General features: G+C 69.5%; 18 protein-coding genes. 12 read left to right on the top strand and 6 right to left on the bottom strand.

Going from position 1 to position 15289, the window contains the following annotated elements; translation table 11 throughout:
• Positions 1 to 151: 151 nt before the first annotated feature.
• The gene (locus ABLE43_RS07265; protein WP_348977817.1) at positions 152 to 970 is read right to left on the bottom strand and encodes a ferredoxin--NADP reductase; all 819 of its coding nucleotides are present in this window, start codon (positions 968 to 970) and stop codon (positions 152 to 154) included.
• A 9-nt stretch (positions 971 to 979) separates the two neighbouring features.
• Positions 980 to 1408: a hypothetical protein gene (locus ABLE43_RS07260; protein WP_348977816.1), complete on the bottom strand. Its 429-nt coding sequence runs from the start codon at positions 1406 to 1408 to the stop codon at positions 980 to 982.
• Between the two features lie 132 nt (positions 1409 to 1540).
• On the opposite strand from ABLE43_RS07260, the gene ABLE43_RS07255 reads away from it, so the two are divergent.
• From ABLE43_RS07255 to ABLE43_RS07210, 10 genes are all read left to right on the top strand, one after another.
• Positions 1541 to 3304 carry a methyl-accepting chemotaxis protein gene (locus ABLE43_RS07255; protein ID WP_348977815.1) on the top strand — a complete coding sequence of 588 codons (1764 nt, stop codon included), beginning with the start codon at positions 1541 to 1543 and terminating at the stop codon, positions 3302 to 3304.
• A gap of 105 nt (positions 3305 to 3409) precedes the next feature.
• The gene (locus ABLE43_RS07250; protein WP_348977814.1) at positions 3410 to 4456 is read left to right on the top strand and encodes an alpha/beta hydrolase family protein; all 1047 of its coding nucleotides are present in this window, start codon (positions 3410 to 3412) and stop codon (positions 4454 to 4456) included.
• Positions 4453 to 4803, top strand: coding sequence for an ArsC family reductase (locus ABLE43_RS07245; protein ID WP_348977813.1), 351 nt, complete (start codon positions 4453 to 4455; stop codon positions 4801 to 4803). The genes ABLE43_RS07250 and ABLE43_RS07245 overlap by 4 nt, the downstream gene beginning before the upstream one ends.
• A 69-nt stretch (positions 4804 to 4872) precedes the next feature.
• Positions 4873 to 5313, top strand: coding sequence for a hypothetical protein (locus tag ABLE43_RS07240; RefSeq protein WP_348977812.1), 441 nt, complete (start codon positions 4873 to 4875; stop codon positions 5311 to 5313).
• Between the two features lie 23 nt (positions 5314 to 5336).
• Positions 5337 to 6197: a 3-methyl-2-oxobutanoate hydroxymethyltransferase gene (panB, locus tag ABLE43_RS07235; protein ID WP_348977811.1), complete on the top strand. Its 861-nt coding sequence runs from the start codon at positions 5337 to 5339 to the stop codon at positions 6195 to 6197.
• Positions 6198 to 6268: 71 nt separating this feature from the next.
• Complete coding sequence (locus tag ABLE43_RS07230; protein WP_348977810.1) at positions 6269 to 6958, top strand: tetratricopeptide repeat protein; 690 nt, start codon at positions 6269 to 6271, stop codon at positions 6956 to 6958.
• A 38-nt stretch (positions 6959 to 6996) separates the two neighbouring features.
• Positions 6997 to 8328 carry an outer membrane protein assembly factor BamB family protein gene (locus ABLE43_RS07225; protein ID WP_348977809.1) on the top strand — a complete coding sequence of 444 codons (1332 nt, stop codon included), beginning with the start codon at positions 6997 to 6999 and terminating at the stop codon, positions 8326 to 8328.
• 180 nt (positions 8329 to 8508) lie between these two features.
• Positions 8509 to 9885, top strand: coding sequence for a ribosome biogenesis GTPase Der (der, locus tag ABLE43_RS07220; protein WP_348977808.1), 1377 nt, complete (start codon positions 8509 to 8511; stop codon positions 9883 to 9885).
• A complete protein-coding gene (locus tag ABLE43_RS07215) occupies positions 9882 to 10079 on the top strand; it encodes a sulfurtransferase TusA family protein (RefSeq protein WP_425475237.1) in 198 nt (65 codons plus the stop codon). Before der ends, ABLE43_RS07215 begins: the two co-directional genes overlap by 4 nt.
• 110 nt (positions 10080 to 10189) lie before the next feature.
• Positions 10190 to 10660 (top strand): hypothetical protein, encoded by a 471-nt coding sequence (locus ABLE43_RS07210; protein ID WP_348977807.1) that lies wholly within the window; start codon positions 10190 to 10192, stop codon positions 10658 to 10660.
• Between the two features lie 74 nt (positions 10661 to 10734).
• On the opposite strand, the gene ABLE43_RS07205 is transcribed toward ABLE43_RS07210, so the two are convergent.
• Both ABLE43_RS07205 and ABLE43_RS07200 read right to left on the bottom strand, forming a co-directional pair.
• Positions 10735 to 11505: a glycosyltransferase family 2 protein gene (locus ABLE43_RS07205; protein ID WP_348977806.1), complete on the bottom strand. Its 771-nt coding sequence runs from the start codon at positions 11503 to 11505 to the stop codon at positions 10735 to 10737.
• On the bottom strand, positions 11502 to 12557 hold the full coding sequence (locus tag ABLE43_RS07200) for a glycosyltransferase (RefSeq protein WP_348977805.1): 1056 nt from the start codon (positions 12555 to 12557) through the stop codon (positions 11502 to 11504). Before ABLE43_RS07200 ends, ABLE43_RS07205 begins: the two co-directional genes overlap by 4 nt.
• A gap of 91 nt (positions 12558 to 12648) precedes the next feature.
• Between ABLE43_RS07200 and ABLE43_RS07195 the strand changes: the two genes are divergently transcribed.
• Entirely contained in the window at positions 12649 to 13425 is a 777-nt protein-coding gene (locus ABLE43_RS07195) for a glycosyltransferase family A protein (protein ID WP_348977804.1), read from the top strand.
• Positions 13422 to 14420, top strand: coding sequence for a hypothetical protein (locus ABLE43_RS07190; RefSeq protein ID WP_348977803.1), 999 nt, complete (start codon positions 13422 to 13424; stop codon positions 14418 to 14420). Before ABLE43_RS07195 ends, ABLE43_RS07190 begins: the two co-directional genes overlap by 4 nt.
• 4 nt (positions 14421 to 14424) lie before the next feature.
• Here ABLE43_RS07190 and ABLE43_RS07185 read toward each other — a convergent pair whose 3' ends face one another.
• A complete protein-coding gene (locus tag ABLE43_RS07185) occupies positions 14425 to 14880 on the bottom strand; it encodes a hypothetical protein (RefSeq protein ID WP_348977802.1) in 456 nt (151 codons plus the stop codon).
• 79 nt (positions 14881 to 14959) lie between these two features.
• Positions 14960 to 15199 carry a hypothetical protein gene (locus ABLE43_RS07180; protein WP_348977801.1) on the bottom strand — a complete coding sequence of 80 codons (240 nt, stop codon included), beginning with the start codon at positions 15197 to 15199 and terminating at the stop codon, positions 14960 to 14962.
• Between the last annotated feature and the right edge of the window lie 90 nt (positions 15200 to 15289).

The raw sequence follows: 15289 nt of genomic DNA, 5'->3' as shown, positions 1-15289 counted from the left end.
CCCCTCACACCCCCGTTCGGTTCGAGCAGCTTCGAGCGCAGTCGAGAAGCGTCCGTCGAGAACGCCCCGCCCCGGGCCAGGCGTTCTCGATACGCGCTCTCGACTTCGCTCGATCGCTACTCGAACCGAACGGGTTTGTCGGGAGGGTAGATTAGCCGACGAACGCGCGTTCGATCACATAGTCGCCGGGCTTGGCGTTCGACCCTTCCTCGAACCCCAGCCCTTCGAGATATTGCGAGAAGTCGCGGATCATCTCGGTCGATCCGCACAGCATGATGCGGTCGGTTTCCGGATCGAATGCCTGTGCGCCCCCGATCCGCGAGGAGAACAGCGTGCCGTTCTCGACCAGCGCGTCGATGCGGCCCGTCGTGTGAAACGGCTCGCGGGTGACGGTCGGCACATAGGTGAGTTGCTGCGCCGCCTGGTCCTCGACCAGCGGATCGCCCGACAGGTGCGATTCGAGCGTGGTGCGGAACGCGAGGTCGCTGACCCGGCGCACCGAATGGACGACCACCACCGACGAATACATCTCGTACACGTCCGGGTCGCGGATCAGCGACAGGAACGGGGCGAGGCCGGTGCCGGTCGACAGCATGAACAGGCGGCTGCCGGGCTTCAGCGCATCGGTGACGAGCGTGCCGGTCGGCTTCTTGCCGAGATAGATCTCGTCGCCCGGCACGATCTGCTGCAGCTTGCTGGTCAGCGGACCGTCCGGCACCTTGATCGACAGGAACTCCAGCTCCTCGGCATAGGCGGGGCTCGCGATCGAATAGGCGCGCAGCAGCGGCTTGCCGTTGTCGCCGGGCAGGCCGATCATCACGAACTCGCCCGAACGGAAGCGGAAGCTGGGCGGGCGGGTGATGGTGAAGCTGAACAGATGCTCGTTCCAGTGACGCACCGAACGCACGCGCTCGACGCTCAGCGCGTTGGTCGGTTCGAGGCCGTGGGTCACGGCGGTGCGGTCGCTCATCGGTAATCCTTACGTCCGGACGCTGGACCCCGGCGGCAGCCCGATCTGGCCGAGCATCGCCGCCGTACGGGCCAGCGCGCAAAAAATGGGTGCGATCGCCTGATCGGCGACCAGCAGCGAAAGCGTGGTCCGCGCCTTCGCATCGCGCCCCGTTACGAGATCGCGCGCCAAGGTCAAGAGAACCGATTCATCGTCGGTCACAAGCCCGCATTTACAGTTGATCTGGATCGGCACGCGGGCATGCGCCGCAAGCTGCGTCATCCACAGGTCGAAATCGTCCAGCGCGTCGAGCGCGCCCGCCCGCGCGAAGCGGGCGGCGAGCATCGCCGGTGCGTTCTGGCAGGCGGTGCCCGCCACCACCCACAGGCGGATCGCGTCCACCAGAAAACGGTCGCCGGGGGACAGCACGGACAGCGGACGATCGATCAGCGCGTACATATTGCCTCGCTATTGATACTCATTCGCAAAGGCTATCGGGCGTCCGGGCATGCGTCAATGCCGTTGTCGCCGCGGTAAAGCATATCTTCAGCAATTGGGTGCAGCACCTCCGCGAAGAGGGGAGAGCAATTCATGAAACTGAAGGTGCGCGGTCGAATCAACCTGATCGGCGTCGTCGCGGCGCTCGGCCTGATCGCGGTGCTCTGCATCAGCCTGTTCCGCCTGTCGGCGGTGATGCACGACGATATCGCCCGCAGCACGCAGCAGGTGGTCGAAACCGCCCGCGCCGTCGTCGTCCACTATCACGACGAGGAAGTCGCGGGGCGGATGACGCGCGCCGATGCGCAGAAGGCCGCGCTCGCGACCGTCGGCACGCTGCGCTACGGCGACGGCGACTATTTCTGGATCAACGACATGCATCCGCGGATGCTGATGCACCCGGTCAAGCCCGAGTTGAACGGCACCGATCTGACCAACAACCGCGACACCAACGGCAAGCAGCATTTCGTCGAGATGGTGCGGATCGTGAAGGCGAAGGGGGCGGGCTTCCTCGAATATAACTGGACCAAGCCGGGGCAGCCGACGCCGCTGCCCAAGCTGTCCTATGTCACGGGCTTCGCGCCATGGGGCTGGGTGATCGGGTCGGGGGTCTATATCGACCGGATCGATGCGGCGGTGTGGAAGGCCGCTGCGGTGCTCAGCGGCCTTGGCCTGCTGGTGCTGGTGCTGGTCGGCCTTGCCTCGCGCGGGATCGGCCGCTCGCTGTCGTTGCCGGTCGAGGCGCTGTCCGCCCGGATGCGCACGCTGGCGGCGGGCGATACCGACAGCGACATTCCCGGCATCGGGCGCAGGGACGAGATCGGCGAGATGGCCGATGCGCTGCAGGTGTTCCGCGCCGCCGCCGTCGTCGCCCGCGAACGCGAGGCGGAGCAGCAGCAGGTCGTGGCGGAAGTCGGCACCGCACTCGACGCGCTGGCCCGGGGGGATTTGACCGCGCGGATCGATGCCGAGTTCACCGGCGGCTTCGCCAAGATCCGCACCGATTTCAATCAGGCGATGGCCGCGCTGGCGGAGGCGATGGTCGCGGTGTCGCGCTCGGCGGGGGCGATCCGCACCGGCGCTACCGAGATCAGCAGCGCATCCGACGACCTGTCGCGCCGTACCGAGCATCAGGCGGCGTCGCTGGAGGAAACCGCCGCCGCGATGGACGAGATCACCACCACCGTCCGTCGCACCGCGGCGGGCGCGCAGCAGGCGGACCGGACGATGGCCGCCGCCCGCGCCGACGCCGAGGAAGGCGGGCGGATCGTGCGCGACGCGGTGGAGGCGATGGGCCGGATCAAGCGCGCATCCGACGAGATTTCGCAGATCATCTCGGTGATCGACGGGATCGCGTTCCAGACGAACCTGCTGGCGCTGAACGCCGGGGTCGAGGCGGCGCGCGCAGGCGAGGCCGGGCGCGGCTTCGCGGTCGTCGCGTCGGAGGTGCGCGCGCTGGCGCAGCGCTCGGCCGATGCCGCGCGTGACGTGAAGTCGCGCATCCAGGCGAGCGGGGCGCAGGTCGAGAACGGCGTCGGGCTGGTCGGCGAAACCGGGCATGCGCTCGACCGCATCGTCACCCGCGTGACCGAGATCGGCGATCTGGTCGCGACGATCGCTTCGGGCGCGGACAGCCAGGCGCTCGGCCTGCAACAGGTCAATACCGCGGTGAACGAGATGGATTCGGTCACGCAGCAGAATGCGGCGATGGTCGAGGAAAGCACGGCGGCGGCGCGCAGCCTCGCGACCGAGGCGGAGGCGTTGTCCCGCCACGTAGCGCGTTTCCGGCTGGGCGACGCGGCGGCAACGGCGGCCGCACCGCACGATCGCGCCCGGCGCTATCGCCATGCGGCGTGATCGCGGCGGGTTTATGTGACGGACGGAACGGGTTGCGGGGAACGCCGACATGGCGCACACCCGCAATCCTTGGTCCGCACAGGTGGCCGTTGACGGGGATCGGCCATGATCGCAACGCTGCTCGCGCTGATGCTGACACCGGGCCAGACGGTGTTGCGCGACGCCGGACCGCCCGCGAAGGCGCCGCCGGACCCGGAGATGCGCCGGACGGTCCTGCCCGGGCGGCCCGAGCCGCGGTTGCAGCCCATCCCCGGTTTCCTGTGCCGCAGCTTCGTCGGCTACAATGCGGTGCAGACCGCGTTCAATCTCCAGACGGGCGATACCGCCTGTTCGGGCGAGGTCGTCGATCCGGTCGCGCGGGCGTTTCGGCAGGTGAACTATCTGCCGACCCCGGCAGGGCGGCTGATGACCGTCATCCATGGCCGGGGCGGGCCGGTCGATGCGCGCAGCCGGATCGTGGTACTGCTGAACGGCGGGCCCCGGCTGGCCGCCACCGAGCATCCGATCGCCGCCCGGCTGGTCGCGGCGGGCTATGTCGTGCTGCTGCCGCTGTATCGCGGCGAACTGGAGAGCCGTCATCCCGAACCCGATCTGCCCGACGCCATCCGGCAGGTCCGCGCGCTGGAGGCATGGGCGGGCGACCGGCTGGTCGCGACGATCGGGATCAGCGCGGGCGGCTATCTGGCGGCGGCGGCGTGCACCGCGCGCTGCCGCCCGCGCATCCTGCTCGCCCCGCTGATGACCAGTCCCGAGGAAGGGCTGTCGGACCAGCGCACCGACTGGCGCCGGCTGAACGCCACCATCTGCCAGTGGCAGCCGGACGGCATGCGGCGGACCTGCGCCCCCGAACGGGCGATGCGGACCTCCTTCTGGGGGCCGGACCATTACCGCCGCAGCCTGGCGCAGGTGCTGCTCGGCAACTGCGCGCGGGTGCGCATCATCGTCTCCCCCGCCGACCAACGGGTGTATGACGCGGCGGCGGTCGCCGCGCTCCGGTCGGCGGGGTGCCGGGTCGAAACGCCCGAGGGGATCCCGCACCATGCGATCGATTCCGACCCGGCGATCCTTACGCGGCTGGTCGCGCTGGTCGAACCGCTGCGGCACGGTCCCGCTCGCGGTCCGCGCCGTTCCGCGTTATCGCCTGCGCCATGACCGAGACGACCCTCTACGGAATCCCGAACTGCGACACGATGAAGAAGGCGCGGGCGTGGCTCGACGCTGCGGGGATCGCGTATCGCTTCCACGACTATCGCAAGGACGGGCTCGATCCCGCGCTGCTCGCCGGATGGGTCGATGCGCTCGGCTGGGAGGGGTTGCTGAACCGTTCGGGCACGACGTTCCGCAAACTGCCGGAGGCGGAGCGCGCCGATCTCGATCGGGATCGTGCGGTCGCGCTGATGCTGGCGCAACCGGCGATGATCCGGCGGCCGGTGCTGGTCGACGATCGGGGGATCGAGGTCGGGTTCAAGCCCGATCGCTATGCGGCGCGCTTCGGCTGATTTCGGACGATTGCGGTCGCCGGCAGAATCATTACGCTGACGAGCCGAATCATGCTTTGGGGGAAGCATATGTCGTCGGTCTTCGTCCGCCAGCCGCCGCGCTGGTTCCGCATCGTCGCGGTGTTGCTGGTGCTGTGGGGCTTCGCGGGGATCGCCGCCTTCTACTACCATGCGACGATGGGCGACGCGGCGCTGTCGACGCTCACCGAATATGAGCGGCGCTTCTATTTCGCCCGGCCCGGCTGGTTCGACTGGGTCTATGCCACCGCGACATGGAGCGGGCTGTTCGGTGCGCTGGCGCTGGTGGTGCGGCGGCGGATCGCGGCGGGGCTGTTCGCGCTGTCGCTGCTGGCGGTGGCGGTCCAGTTCGGCTGGGTCTTCGCCGCGACCGATCTGATCGCGGTGAAGGGCGCGCCCGCGACGGTGCCGTTCCCGCTGCTGATCTTCGTGATCGCGCTGGGGCAGCTGGCGCTGGCCCGGCACGCCGTCGCGCGCGGGTGGCTTCGCTGAGGTTCGTCCGCTAAGGCGCGGAAATGTCCACGACCTTCACCATCGATACCGCCACCAGCCACGCGACGCCCACGCCCGCGCCGATGAAGCGCCTGACCATCCCCGCGATCCGCGCCGCCAAGGGGCGGACGCCGCTGGTGATGCTGACCGCCTATACCGTGCGCATGGCGCAGCTGATGGACGCGGAATGCGACATGCTGCTGGTGGGCGACAGCCTGGGACAGGTGATCTACGGCCTGCCCTCCACGGTGCCGGTCACGCTGGAGATGATGGCGGCGCATGGGGCCGCGGTGGTGCGCGGCAGCTATCACGCGCTGGTCGTGATCGACATGCCCTTCGGCAGCTACGAAGCCAGCCCGAGCCAGGCGTTCGAGAGCGCGGCGATGCTGCTCAAGGCCACCGGCGCGGCGGCGGTGAAGCTGGAGGGCGGCACGGCGATGGCCGAGACGGTCGCCTTCCTGTCGCAGCGGGGCATTCCGGTGATGGGCCATGTCGGGCTGACGCCGCAGGCGGTGAACCAGCTCGGCGGATACGGCGCGCGCGGGCGCAGCCCCGAGGAAGCGGCGAAGATCGTGGCCGATGCGACGGCGATCGCCGAAGCGGGCGCGTTCGCGGTGGTGATCGAGGGCGTGGTCGAACCGATCGCGGTCGAGATCACGCGGACGATCGCGGTGCCGACGATCGGCATCGGCGCGTCGGCGCAGTGCGACGGGCAGGTGCTGGTCGCCGAGGACATGCTCGGCCTGTTCGAGCGGACGCCGCGCTTCGTGAAGACCTATGGCGGCCTTGCGGGCCATATTTCCGCCGCGGTCGGCGAATATGCCGCCGATGTCCGATCGCGCGCCTTTCCGGGTGCGGCGCAACTCTATCCGCCCAAGGGCTGAGCCGCCCGCTTTCGTTTCGCGCGACCCTCGGCTAAAGGAGCGCGCTTGATCGTTACCCTGGAGCTTCCCCCTTGGCGCTGACCCCGCAGAACAACGACGCCTTCATTCGCGAAGTGGACGATGAACTGCGTCGCGAGCAGATGTCGAACATCGGCAAGCGCTATGGCGTCCTCATCATCGCGGCGGTGCTGATCGCGCTTGCCGGCTTCGGCGCCTGGACTTGGTGGCAGCATCACCAGCGCACGCAGGCGGGCGAGCAGGGCGAGAAGCTGGCGCTGGCGCTCGACGATGTCGCGGCGGGGCGCGTGGCGGAGGCGACCGCCGCGGTGCAGGCGCTCACCACCTCGAACCGCGACGCGGTGCGCGCCACGGCGTTGCTGACGCAGGCCGACCTGCTGCTCGGCAAGAAGGATCTGAAGGGCGCCGCCGCCGCCTTCGGCAAGGTCGCCGCCGACGAATCGCTGGCGCAGCCGTTCCGCGACCTCGCGCTCGTCCGCCGGACCGCGGTCGAATATGACAGCCTTGCCCCGCAGGCGGTGATCGACCGGCTGCGCGGTCTTGCCGACAAGAACAGCCCGTGGCTGGGCAGCGCGGGCGAGATGGTGGCGATCGCCTACCTCCGCCAGAACAAGTTGCAACAGGCGGGACAGACCTTTGCGCTGGTCGCGCAGACCGACGGCGTGCCGCAGTCGGTGCGGGCGCGCGCGGTGCAGATGGCGGGCTCGCTCGGCGTCGATGCCGGCGGCGCGACCGCGCGCTGATCCGCAACCCCATTCCATCCAGTCCGGAAGCTTTCCCCATGAAGATGCACCTGAAACTCTCGGCGGCGGTCGCGGCGCTGGCGCTGCTCGGCGGCTGCGGCGCGTTCAAGGGGAGCGGGCGTAGCAAGACGCCGATCGTCGGACAGCGCGTGCCGATCCTCGCGTCCGAAGACCTTGCCACCGCCGATCCGGCGCTGGCGGCGGTGCAGGTCGTGCTGCCGCTCGCCGAAACCAATGCGGCATGGAACCAGCCGGGCGGCAACGCCTCGAAGTCGATGGGCCATCTGGCGCTGGGCGCGAGCCTCACCCAGCTGTGGTCGCAGCGCATCGTCGGCGGCAACACCCGCACCCGCCTCGCCGCCGCGCCGGTGGTGGAGGGCGATCGGCTGTACGTGATCGACGTCGACGGCAAGGTGACGGCGATGGCCGCCGGCACCGGTGCTACGATCTGGACCGCGCAGACGGTGAAGGGCGACGAGAACCCGCGCGCCCGCTTCGGCGGCGGCGTCAGCACCGAGGGCGGGCGCGTGTTCGCGACCGACGGTCTGGGCGACGTGGTGGCGTTCGACGCGGCGGACGGCAAGGAGGTGTGGCGCGCCAAGCCCGGCGGCCCGCTGCGCGGCGCGCCCTCGCTCGCCAATGGGCAGGTCTATGTCGTCAGCCAGGACAATCAGCTCTTCGCGCTCGACCAGGCCGACGGCAAGGTCGTGTGGACCCAGTCGGGCAGCCTCGAGGCGCAGGGCGTGTTCGGCGTGGCCGCCCCGGCATCGGCGCAGGGCACGGTGGTCGCGGGCTTCTCGTCGGGTGAACTCAACGCCTATCGCTACGAGAACGGTCGGTCGGTGTGGGGCGACAGCCTGTCGCGCACCTCGATCTCGACCTCGGTATCGGCGCTGGCGGACATCGATGCCGAACCGGTGATCGACAACGGCCGCGTCTATGCGGTCGGGCAGGGCGGGCGCATGGTCGCGCTCGAACTCACCTCGGGCCAGCGGCTGTGGGAACAGAATCTGGCGGGCATCTCGACGCCGTGGGTCGCGGGCGAATGGATCTTCGTCGTGACCGACGACGCGCGGCTGCTGTGCATCTCGCGCGGCAGCGGCAAGCTGCGCTGGGTGCAGCAGCTGCCCGGCTTCCGCAACGTCAAGAAGAAGAAGGGGCCGATCAGCTGGGTCGGCCCGATCCTCGCGGGCGACCGGCTGATCCTCGCCAATTCCGAAGGGCAGCTGGTGTCGGCCTCGACCACCGACGGCAGCATCACCACGACGCAGGAAACGCGCGCGAAGGCGGGCTATACCCTGTCGCCGGTGGTGGCGAACGGCGTGCTGTACCTGCTCGACGATGCGGGGCAGCTGACCGCCTGGAAGTAATTCTCCGTTCCCGTCATCCCCGCGAAGGCGGGGATCCATAGACGCAGCGCTGCCGATGGAAGCGCTGCGTCGGCGTATATGGGTTCCCGCCTGCGCGGGAACGACGAGCGTGGGCACCCTCTCGACCCCCCGACCCATAATCCCTACACTCGTGCGCATCCGCACACCCCAGGAATCCCCATGCCTCTTCCCGTCGTCGCCATCATCGGCCGTCCCAATGTCGGCAAGTCGACGCTGTTCAACCGGCTGGTGGGCAAAAGGCTGGCGCTGGTCGACGACCAGCCCGGCGTGACCCGCGACCGGCGCGAGGGCGAGGCGACGCTGCTCGGCCTCGACTTCACCATCGTCGATACGGCGGGGTTCGAGGATGAGGACGCCGCGACGCTGCCCGGCCGCATGCGGATGCAGACGCAGGCGGCGGTCGAGATGGCCGATGTCGCGCTGTTCATGATCGACGCGCGCGCCGGGATCACGCCGCTGGACGAAGAGATCGCCCGCTGGCTGCGTTCCTCGGGCGGCACCGTCGTGCTCGTCGCGAACAAGGCGGAGGGCCGCGCGGGCGAGAACGGCGTGCTCGAATCGCTGGCGCTGGGCTTCGGCGATCCGGTGCAGCTGTCCGCCGAGCATGGCGAGGGCGTCGCCGACCTGTTCGAGGCGCTGCGCCCCTATATCGAGCGCGAGGACGAGGAACTCGCGGAGGAGGAAGAGGGCGAGTACGACCCGCAGACCGCCGTGCTCAAGCTGGCGATCGTCGGCCGCCCGAATGCCGGAAAATCGACGCTCATCAACCGTTTCCTCGGGCAGGACCGGCTGATTACGGGGCCGGAAGCGGGGATCACCCGCGATTCGATCGCGGTCGACTGGGAATGGACCGATGCCGAGGGCAACGCCCGGCCCGTCCGGCTGATCGACACCGCGGGCATGCGCAAGAAGGCGCGGGTGCAGGAGAAGCTGGAGAAGCTGTCGGTCGCCGACGCGCTCCACGCGATCGACTTCGCCGAGGTCGTCGTGCTGCTGCTCGACGGGACGCGGGGCCTCGAGTTGCAGGACATCAAGATCGCCGATCGCGTGTTGCAGGAAGGGCGCGCGCTGGTGATCGCGCTGAACAAGTGGGACGTGGCGGAACATGCCTCGTCACTGTTCAACGGGGTGAAGGGCGCGCTGGACGAAGGGCTGGCGCAGGCGAAGGGCGTGCCGCTGCTGACCGTGTCGGCGGCGACCGGCAAGGGGCTGGACGTGCTGATGAAGGTCGCGTTCGAGACGCGCGAGGCGTGGAGCCGCCGCGTGTCGACCGGCCAGCTCAACCGCTGGTTCGACCGCGCGCTGGAGGCGAACCCGCCGCCCGCACCCGGCGGCAAGCGGGTCAAGATGCGCTACATCACCCAGAACAAGACGCGCCCGCCGAGCTTCGTGCTGTTCGGCACCCGCGTCGATCAGCTGCCGGAGAGCTACAAGCGCTATCTCATCAACGGGTTGCGCAAGGAATTCGGCTTCGGCGCGGTGCCGGTCCGCCTGAACCTGCGCGCGCCGAAGAACCCGTTCGACCACAGCAAGTGATCCGCATCGACGCGCGGGGGATGCGGTGCCCTTGGCCCGCGATCCGGCTGGCGCGGGCGTTGCGCGACGGGGCGAGCGTCGTGGAGATCGCGGCGGACGACCCGCGCGCGGCGGGGGAGCTGGCCGGTGCGGCGGCGGCGGTCGGTGCACGCCTGTCGCCGGTCGCGGACGGGGTGTTCCGGATCGAGCGGTAGCGCTTGTCCGCCGGTCGTCCGTATCCTATCCTCCCTCCGACCTGTTGCAGCGAGGCGGTTCGATGCGGGTGAGCGGATATGTTCGTTTGGCGATCGCAGGCATGCTGGGCATGACGGCGGCCCCTGCCTTCGCGCAAGGCGTCGATGACGGCGGCAGGATCCTGCCGATGACCTATACGCAGCCGGGCTGGGCGGAACGGGCGGTCGCCAACAACAGGCTATGGGCGCGGACCCGCGATTTCGAGGATCGCAACTGCGTCCGGATCGGCTGCCTCATCATCCTGAACCAGACCAGCAATTACGTCGTCACCGGCCTGTATTTCGTCCGCGGCGAACGCGACGGCGTGCGCCAGTGGACGCCCAACCAGTTCGACCGGCCGCTGGTGCCGAAAACGATGTTCTACGCGCCCAAGGCGGGCGACGACAGCATGTGCAACCTGCCGGTCCGGCTGGTCGTGCGCGACATCGATTCGGGCGAGACGCTGGACGTCGAGGGGGTCGCGGGGCTGTGCCGTCGCGACAAGGCCAGCACGGTGTTGCGGGTGAACGTGGTCCGCCCGAACGTGACCGTCACCCCATAGAGTCTGATCCAGCAAAGCTGGAGCGGGCCGGCACCGCTTCCACGCAAGTGGATCAGACTCTGGCCGATCCGCCGCTACGCCTTTCCCTCCCACGGCTTGTCGCGCAGGTTGAGGTGGGTGATCCCGCGCGCCTTCAGTCGCGGCCCCAGGAACCGATAGAAGAACCAGTCCTTCGCCGCGAACGGGGTGGCGTGATAGAGCAGCCGCTCGGCCAGCGTCCAGCGCACCCGCCGCCGGTCGGCCCGGCGCGGCGAAGGCTTGGCCCAGAAGCGATAGGGATAGACGACGCGCCCGAGCTTCGCGACGCGCTGCATGATCTCATGGTCGAGCAGGACATAGGGCCAGTGCTTCTCGGAGAAGCCGCCCGCCGCCACCAGCGCCCGTGTACGGAACGCCTGGCCATAGCCGCCGGTATGCGTCTGCTTCGACAGCAGCCGGGTGACGATGCCCGAATAGAGCGCGCGCCGGACCGGCTGGCCGCTCGAATCCACCCCGAGCGCCATCACCGCCACCGTGCGCGGATCGGCATCGAACGCGCGCTCCGCCTCCGCCAGATAGTGCGGCGGGTAGAAGGTGTCGGCATCGCCGAACGCGCAGAACTCGGTAGTGAGCTCGGCCATCGCCGCTTCCAGCGCGTGGATCTTGCCCGGTCGCGCTTCGTGGAGGTGGACTAGCTCCACCCCCGGCGCGGTGAACCGCCGCGCGATCGCGGGCGAGGCGTCGGTCGAGCCGTTGTCGACCAGCACCAGCCGGAACGGCACGCGCTGCGCCGCCAGCGCTGCCAGCGTGGCGGGCAGGAAGTCGGCCTCGTTGTAATAGGCGATGACGAAGGTCCAGCGGGTCATGCGCAAAGCTCCATCAACCGGGTGCAGGCGGCTTCGGACGATCGCGGTCCGTGCGTCGCCACGACATGCGCCCGCGCCGCCTGTCCCATCGCGTCCATCGCCGCCGGATCGGCCAGCAGCGCGGCGACCTTCGCCGCATAGTCGCCGTCGCGCACCAGCAGGCCGCAGGCGGGCGGGATCACGTCCGGCCCGATCCGGTCGTCGAACGCGGCGACGGGCAGGCCGCACGCCATCGCTTCGGGAATAGCGCGCGGGAAATAGTCGCGCCGCCCGGCGTGGAAGAACAGCCGCGCCTGCGCCAGCAGGCCGGGCACCTGCGCATTGGGGACATGGCCGAGCCATTCGACCCTGGGAAAGCGCGCGCGCAGCCGCGTCGCCTGCGGCCCGTCGCCGATCACCGCCACCCGGTGGTTGTCGGCCAGCACCGCGATCTCGTCGAACTTCTTGTACGGGGTCAGGCGGCTGGTCGCGATCACGTCGTAGCGCTTGTCCGCCGCCATCGGCGCGAAGCGCTCGGTGTCGATCGTCTTGGGCAGGCGCTGCATCGCGTGGCGGGGGATTGCCCGCCGCCAGAAGCGCCGGCCGGGATGCGCCAGCCGCACCTCCTGCACCGCCGATTCGGGAAAGACGAAGGCGGCGTGCGGCACGATCCGGCTCCACCAGTCGCCGCCGATGATGACGGCGAAACGGCGATGGTCGGGGCGCAGCACCCGGTTGAACAGGTCGAAGCCCGCGCCGCCGTTGCTGCCGATCAGCACGAACAGGTCGGCCGGGTCGGCACGCGCCGCGGCGACCAGCGTGTCGCTCACCTGGTCGCGGGTCCGCGCCTGCGGGTTGGACGGCGCGAACAGCCGGATGGGGTAGGGCGCGATGCCGGGCAGCGCCGACACGGTGTCGAGCGGCTCGCGCGCCAGCCCCCACAGCGCCACCGACACGCCGCGTTCGGCGAGGATGCCGGGCATCCGCCGGTCGCGATTGTCCCAGCGCAGCCATTCGGCGCGGTCGGCGATGCCGTGATGCGTGGGATAGGTCAGGACGAAGACGATGCGCATGACGCGGCTTCCGCTATCAGCCGGGCGGCGTCCGCGCCAGTGCGGGCCGGGCCCATTGCTCAAACCCGGTCCGGCGCTTAAGGCGCGGGCGATGAACTGGTCGGACGATGGCGCGCGCGTCAGCTGCGTGATGGTGACGGCGAACCGTGCTCGCCTCGCGCGGCGGGCGGTGGATTGCTTCCTGGCGCAGACGCACGGCAACCGCGAACTGGTGGTGATCGACGACGGCGACGCGGATTATACGCCGCTGTTCGCCGCGATCCCGCCCGACCGGCTGGTCTATGACCGGGTGGCGAAGACCCCCGACACTACGCTCGGCCGGTTGCGCAACCGTTCGCTCGACCGGGCGCGGGGGCAGGTCGTGGCGCAGTGGGACGACGATGACTGGTATCACCCGACCCGCCTGTCGCGGCAGTTGGCGGTGCTGGATGCGGGCAAGGCCGCCTGCGTGCTGCGCGGCACGCTGATGCACCTCGATGCGCCCGAATGGTTCGACCACCCCTATGTCGGCACGCTGGAGCCGGGCGTACCGGGCAGCATCGTCCACCGCGCCGACCGGCAAGCGCGCTATCCCGAGAAGCGGCGCGGCGAGGATACCGATTTCCTCGGCCACTGGGCGGCCGATGCGATCGGCGTGCTGGACGCGCCGGGGCTGTTCGTCCGCGCCTTCCACGGCGGCAATACGTGGGAGCGCGATCATTTCGAGCGGCGGGTGCGCAATACTCCCGCCGCCGCGATCGAATATGCGCTGCGCCGGTTCCTGCCGGGCGGGGTATGGCGCCATTCGCGCTTCCGCCTCGATGCCGGGACGCGCGCGGCATTCGCGGCGTTCGTCGCCGATTCGCGCCGCGCCGGGGTGTTCGCTTGACCTTCGCCGAGCGGTTGGCCGCGTTGCAGGCGTGGTCGGAAACCCCGGCGGCGAAGATCGCCGGGCGGGTGCTGCGCGCGCTGTTCTTCGTCGGCGTGCTCGTGTGGCTGATCCTGAAGGTGCGCGCGATCGGCTGGGGTGCGGTGGCGGCGGCGCTGCCGCGCAACCCGTGGTTCTACCTCCTGTTCGTCGTGATGTTCATGGCGCTGCCGGTGTCGGAGGTGTGGATCTTCCGCCTGCTGCTCGGTCGCCCGCTGCCCGGCGCCCTGCCGGTGTTCGTGCGCAAGCGGGTCTTCAATTCCGCGTTCGTCGGCTATTCGGGCGAATTGTACCTGTTCGTCTGGGCGCGCCAGCGGCTGGGCATCGCGAGCAGGACGCTGCTGCTGGCGATCAAGGACAATGCGATCCTCTCCGCGCTCGCCTCGGCGGGGATCACCTCGGCGCTGCTGCTGGTGTTCATGGCGACGGGCCGGGCGAAGTGGATCGCCGACTGGCTGCATTCGGCGGGCGGGGTGGTGATCGCCGCGCTGCTGGCCGCGGGGTTCCTGCTGCCGCTGCTGCTGCGGTTGCGCCGTCAGATCCTGACGATCACCTGGCGCACGGCGGCGGCGGTGTTCGGCATCCATGTCGGGCGCATCGCGGTGGTGGTGCTGTTGCAGGCGACGCAATGGGCAGTGGTGCTGCCCACCGAGCCGTGGAGCGTGTGGGTCACGTTCCTGACGGTGCAGATGGTCATCAGCCGCCTGCCGGTGGTGCCCAACCGCGACCTGCTGTTCCTGTCCGCCGCGCTGGAGATGAGCCATATCGTCGACGGCCCGCGCGCGGCGATGGCCGGGCTGCTGCTGGCGGGCGGCGCGCTGACGCAGGGCAGCAACCTGCTGTTCTTCCTGCTGACCAGCTTCGAGCGGCGGCGCAGCGGCGTTCCCGCCGCGCCTGCCGACCCGGAATTCGACGCGGCGGTCGCGCCGCCCGCCGTGCCGCCGGTCAAGGAATAGCGCGTCAGGCGCTGGCGCGGTCGCAGATGAAGCGCGACAGCTCCTGGCGCAGCGGCATGCCGTCGGTCGAGCGCAGCGGGCCGTCGTGGGCGGTATAGGTTTCGACATGCGCGCGGGTATCGGCGACCCCGACGATGTGGAACTGGTTGTTCGCGCAGTCCACCTCGGTCCGGGCATAGGCCACGCGGTCGCCGCGCTGCTGGCGCAGGATCGCGATGGTCGTGCCGACGGCGGTGCGGCGCTGGCGCAGCAGTTCGTAACGCGACTGCGGATCGGACGGCGTCGGGATCACCGTGCCCTCCAGCGGATAGCGTTCGCGCCCGTCGCCCGCGACCGGCGTGTCCACCAGCGTGCGCAGGCTCACCCCATTCTCGCTGGTCGGGACCTCCACGGTCCGCGAATTGGCGCCATTGCAGGCCGCAAGCAGGGCGCAGGCCATCGTCGCAACGAACGGTCGCATATTCATTCCTCGTATAGGTCGTTCCACGGTACCGCAGCCGCAGCGATGCTGCGGCGCGGCGGGATTGCTTCGTCTTCGCTCAGCGGGCGCGGATCATGCCGACGAGGGACATGAACGCCACCGCACCGATCGCGAGGATCAACGCCCCGGTTTCCTCCCAGCCGACCGACATCAGTCGGTCGAACGGTTCGGAATGAAGCACTTGGCTGCGAAGCATCTGAAAGGTTTCCACCATGATGCGACGCAACATAACCACCGGATCGTGGTTGTGAATACGCGCCAACCCGGCTTCGGCTCCGCTCATCGCGGGGGACATCATATGTTACATCCGCGCAAGCCGGGCGCGGCGAAGCGGCAAGGTTCGGGCAGGAAACGGACCGGAAAAATCCCGTCTTGCGCGGGGCGGGCG

This window comes from Sphingomonas silueang, assembly GCF_040049155.1.
Classification (GTDB): Bacteria; Pseudomonadota; Alphaproteobacteria; order Sphingomonadales; family Sphingomonadaceae; genus Sphingomonas; species Sphingomonas silueang.
This window is presented reverse-complemented; position numbering and strand designations above follow the sequence as displayed.